Raw genomic sequence first — 4,998 nt, forward strand, 5'->3', positions numbered from 1 at the left:
GGCATGGATGCCGGGTTAGCCGCCCCCGGCCATGGATGGCCGATGGCGGCGGGCCCACGGAGCAGGACCGGAGCGAGGGCACCCTGAGCCTAAGCGAAGGGCCGAACGTCAGGGGCAAGAGCCCTTGGTTACTTGGGGCTTTTCCAAGTGACCCGCCGTAAGGGCGGAACCAATAGCCGCCGTTACCGAAGAAACGGATATGTACACGGTCAACCAAGAACATGGTCGGCCCAGAGGCCGCCAAGACCAAACCAAACCGCAAACTGACAGCGCCGTCAGTTAGCCGTCACCCTCCTGACCAGCAAACAGGTTTATAAAGGAAAATACCTTACCCACCTACCGACCACCCCAGCCCCGGCGCCCCACTCGCATGCGAATCCAGAAAAAACCCGCCCTGCTCGTCGCCCTTCTGATCGTCCTGGCAGCGCTGGGCCTGTGGTACGCCAACAAACCGGCCAAGGCCAAACTCGCCACCCCCACCGCCATCCCCGTGCGCGTGGTCGCCGTCGCCGAAAAAGACGTACCGCGCTACGTCAGCGGCATCGGTTCGGTACTGTCCCTGCACAGCGTCGTGGTCCGCCCGCAAATCGACGGTATCCTCACCAGACTGCTGGTCAAGGAAGGCCAACTGGTGAAAAAAGGTGACCTGCTGGCCACCATCGACGACCGGTCGATCCGCGCCAGCCTCGACCAGGCCCGGGCACAACTGGGCGAAAGCCAGGCGCAACTGCAAGTGGCGCTGGTCAACCTCAAGCGCTACAAGCTGTTGAGTGTCGACGACGGCGTGTCCAGGCAGACCTACGACCAGCAACAAGCCCTGGTCAACCAGCTCAAGGCCACCGCCCAAGGCAACCAGGCCTCGATTGACTCCGCCGAGGTACAGCTTTCCTACACGCAAATTCGCTCCCCGGTCAGCGGTCGTGTCGGCATTCGTACCGTCGACGAAGGCAACTTCCTGCGCATGACCGACACCCAAGGCCTGTTCACGGTGACCCAGATCGACCCGATCGCCGTGGAATTCTCCTTGCCACAGCAAATGCTGCCGACCCTGCAGGGCCTGATCAACGACCCGCAGCACGCCCGGGTCAAGGCCTACATCGGCGCCGACACCGACGGCGAAACCGGCAACCTGCTCGGCGAAGGTCACCTGACCCTGATCGACAACCAGATCAACGCCAATACCGGCACCATCCGCGCCAAGGCCGAATTCGACAATCCAGGACAGAAGCTCTGGCCGGGCCTGCTGGTGACGGTAAAGATTCAGACAGCCCTGGATAAAGGTGCGCTGGTGGTGCCACCGACAGTCGTACAACGCGGCCTCGACCAGCACTTCGTGTACCGGGTCAATGGCGACAAGGTCGAAGCCGTGCAGGTGCAGATGGTCTTACAAGGCAGTGGCCAGGACATCATCAAGGGTGTGAAACCGGGTGATGTACTGGTCAGCGATGGTCAGTCGCGGCTCAAGCCCGGCGCTACTGTGCAAGTACTGACCGAGCCACCTCAAGTGGTGCGATCGGAGGCGACGCAATGAAGGGCCATGGTTCGATTTCAGCCTGGTGCATCGACCATCCGGTGGCCACGGTCCTGCTGACGTTCGCCCTGGTGCTGCTGGGTGTGATCGCGTTTCCACGCCTGCCGGTAGCGCCGTTGCCGGAGGCAGAATTCCCGACCATCCAGGTGGCGGCGCAACTTCCCGGCGCCAGCCCGGAAACCATGGCCTCCTCGGTGGCCACCCCCCTTGAAGTGCAATTCAGTGCCATTCCCGGTGTAACCCAGATGACGTCGAGCAGCGCCCTCGGCTCGACCAACCTGACCCTGCAATTCACCCTCGACAAAAGCATCGACACCGCTGCCCAGGAAGTGCAGGCGGCGATCAATACTGCCGCAGGCAAACTACCCAAGGACATGCCGAACCTGCCGACCTGGCGCAAGGTCAACCCGGCGGACAGCCCGGTACTGATCCTCAGCGTCAACTCGTCGCTGATGCCAGGCCCTGAACTCAGCGACCTGACGGAAACCCTGTTGTCCCGTCAGCTCAGTCAGGTCGACGGTGTAGGCCAGGTCGTCATCACCGGTCAGCAGCGTCCGGCGATCCGCGTCCAGGTTTCGGCGGACAAGCTCGCGGCCATCGGCCTGACCCTCGCGGACATTCGCCTGGCAATCCAGCAGACCAGCCTCAACCTGGCCAAAGGCGCGCTGTACGGCGAATCGAGCATTTCAACCCTGTCCACCAACGACCAGTTGTTCCACCCCGACGATTACAGCCAGTTGATCGTTTCCTACAAGGACCGTGCACCGGTTCACCTCAAGGATGTCGCGAAAGTCGTCAACGGCTCGGAAGATGCCTACGTTCAGGCGTGGGCGGGTTCGCAACCGGGCGTAAACCTTGTGATTTTCCGCCAGCCAGGCGCCAACATCGTCGAGACCGTGGATCGCATTCAGGCCGCACTGCCGGCGCTGCAAGCGATGTTGCCGGCCTCGGTGCAGGTCAAGGTGCTGATCGACCGCACCCAGACCATCCGCGCTTCGCTGCACGAGGTGGAAATCACCTTACTGATCGCCGTGATGCTGGTGGTGGCGGTGATGGCGCTGTTCCTGCGGCAACTGTCGGCCACGCTGATCGTGTCGGCAGTGCTCGGTGTATCGTTGATCGCCAGCTTCGCGCTGATGTACGTCATGGGCTTCAGCCTGAACAACCTCACGCTGGTGGCGATCGTGGTGGCCGTGGGCTTTGTGGTGGACGATGCGATCGTGGTGGTGGAGAACATCCACCGACATCTGGAGGCCGGTGACGGCATGCGCGAGGCGGCGATCAAGGGCGCCGGCGAGATCGGGTTTACCGTGGTGTCGATCAGTTTCTCGCTGGTGGCGGCGTTCATTCCGCTGCTGTTCATGGGCGGCGTGGTCGGTCGGCTGTTCAAGGAGTTCGCCCTGACCGCCACCTCCACCATCATGATTTCGGTGGTGGTTTCGCTGACGTTGGCACCGACCCTCGCAGCGCTGTTCATGCGCGCGCCAGTGCACCATGCCCACGACAAACCGGGGTTCGGTGAGCGCCTGTTGGCGTGGTACGAAGAAGGTCTGCGCCGCGCCCTCGCCCACCAGAAACTGATGATCGGCGTGTTTGGCTTGTCCCTGGGGTTGGCGGTCGCCGGTTACATCTTTATCCCTAAAGGTTTCTTCCCGATTCAGGACACAGGCTTCGTCCTTGGCACCACTGAAGCCGCCGCCGATATTTCCTACGGCGACATGGTGAAAAAACACCTGGCGATGGCCGAAATCGTTGCCGCCGACCCCGCTGTCGAAACCTTCTCGCACTCGGTCGGCGTCTCGGGCAGCAACCAGACCATTGCCAACGGCCGCTTCTGGATCACCCTGAAAAAACGTGGCGACCGTGACGTTTCGGCCAGTGAATTCATCGACCGGATTCGCCCGCAACTGATGAAAGTGCCCGGGATTGTGCTTTACCTGCGTGCAGGGCAAGACATCAACCTCAGCTCAGGCCCAAGCCGCGCCCAGTACCAATACGTGCTCAAGAGCAACGATGGTGCAACCCTCAGCACCTGGACCCAGCGCCTGACGGAAAAACTGCGCGGCAACCCGGCGTTCCGCGACATTTCCAACGACCTGCAACTGGGCGGCAGCATCACCCACATCAGCATCGACCGTAGCGCCGCGGCACGTTTCGGCCTCACCGCCAGCGACGTCGACGAAGCCCTGTACGATGCTTTCGGCCAGCGCCAGGTCAATGAATTCCAGACCCAGATCAACCAGTACAACGTGATCCTGGAACTGGATACCAAACAGCGCGGCAAGGCCGAAAGCCTCAACTACTTCTACCTGCGCTCGCCCCTGAGCGGGGAAATGGTGCCGCTGTCGGCCCTGGCCAGGTTCGATGCACCGACCATCGGCCCGCTGTCCATCGCCCATGACGGCATGTTCCCTGCGGCCAACCTGTCGTTCAACCTGGCCCCCGGCGTGGCGTTGGGCGATGCGGTGATCATGCTCAACCAGGCCAAGGCCGACATCGGCATGCCGACCGCCATCAGCGGCAATTTCCAGGGCGCGGCCCAGGCGTTCCAGAGTTCGCTGGCCAGCCAGCCGTGGCTGATCCTGGCGGCGCTGGTGGCGGTGTACATCATTCTCGGCGTGCTCTACGAGAGCTTCGTGCACCCGCTGACGATCATTTCCACCTTGCCTTCGGCGGGCCTCGGCGCGGTGATCATGCTGTGGATTTGCGGCCAGGACTTTTCCATCATGGCCTTGATCGGACTGGTGCTGTTGATCGGTATCGTCAAGAAGAACGGCATCCTGATGATCGACTTCGCCCTCGAAGCGCAGCGCAATGGCGGAATGTCGCCTGAGGAAGCGATTTTCAAGGCCTGCATCACACGGTTCCGTCCCATCATCATGACCACCCTCGCCGCCCTGCTCGGCGCTCTGCCGTTGATGCTCGGCTATGGCACCGGCGCCGAACTGCGCCAGCCCTTGGGGATCGCGGTAGTCGGCGGCTTGCTGGTGAGCCAGGCGCTGACGCTGTTCACCACGCCGGTCATATACTTGTGGCTGGAGCGTCTGTTCCATCGACCTGAACCTGCGCCAGTACCGGCGCTGGCGACTACAGACTGAGGCGGGTCATGCGCGTTCTGATTATCGAAGACGAAGAAAAAACCGCGGACTATCTGCATCGCGGCCTGACGGAACAGGGTTTCACCGTGGATCTGGCCCGCGACGGTGTGGAAGGCCTGCACCTGGCGCTGGAGAGCGACTACGCGGTGATCGTCCTCGACGTGATGCTGCCGGGCCTCGACGGTTTCGGTGTGTTGCGCGCCTTGCGTGCGCGCAAGCAAACCCCGGTGATCATGCTCACCGCCCGCGAGCGTGTGGAAGATCGCATCAAGGGCCTGCGTGAAGGCGCCGATGACTATCTGGGCAAACCGTTTTCCTTCCTGGAACTGGTGGCGCGCCTGCAAGCGCTGACCCGCCGTAGCGGCGGCC

Annotated in this window: 3 protein-coding genes; all 3 read left to right on the forward strand. The window is 62.3% G+C overall.

Annotated elements, in window-relative coordinates; all coding sequences use genetic code 11:
• Nucleotides 1–370 precede the first annotated feature (370 nt).
• A complete protein-coding gene (locus PMI34_RS04455) occupies nucleotides 371–1,531 on the forward strand; it encodes an efflux RND transporter periplasmic adaptor subunit (protein ID WP_008053142.1) in 1,161 nt (386 codons plus the stop codon).
• The gene (locus tag PMI34_RS04450; RefSeq protein ID WP_008053143.1) at nucleotides 1,528–4,629 is read left to right on the forward strand and encodes a multidrug efflux RND transporter permease subunit; all 3,102 of its coding nucleotides are present in this window, start codon (nucleotides 1,528–1,530) and stop codon (nucleotides 4,627–4,629) included. Before PMI34_RS04455 ends, PMI34_RS04450 begins: the two co-directional genes overlap by 4 nt.
• Nucleotides 4,630–4,637: 8 nt before the next feature.
• Nucleotides 4,638–4,998 (forward strand): response regulator (locus PMI34_RS04445; protein ID WP_008053144.1); only part of this gene is annotated, 361 nt, incomplete at its 3' end.

Source organism: Pseudomonas sp. GM74 (genome assembly GCF_000282455.1).
Classification (GTDB): domain Bacteria; phylum Pseudomonadota; class Gammaproteobacteria; order Pseudomonadales; family Pseudomonadaceae; genus Aquipseudomonas.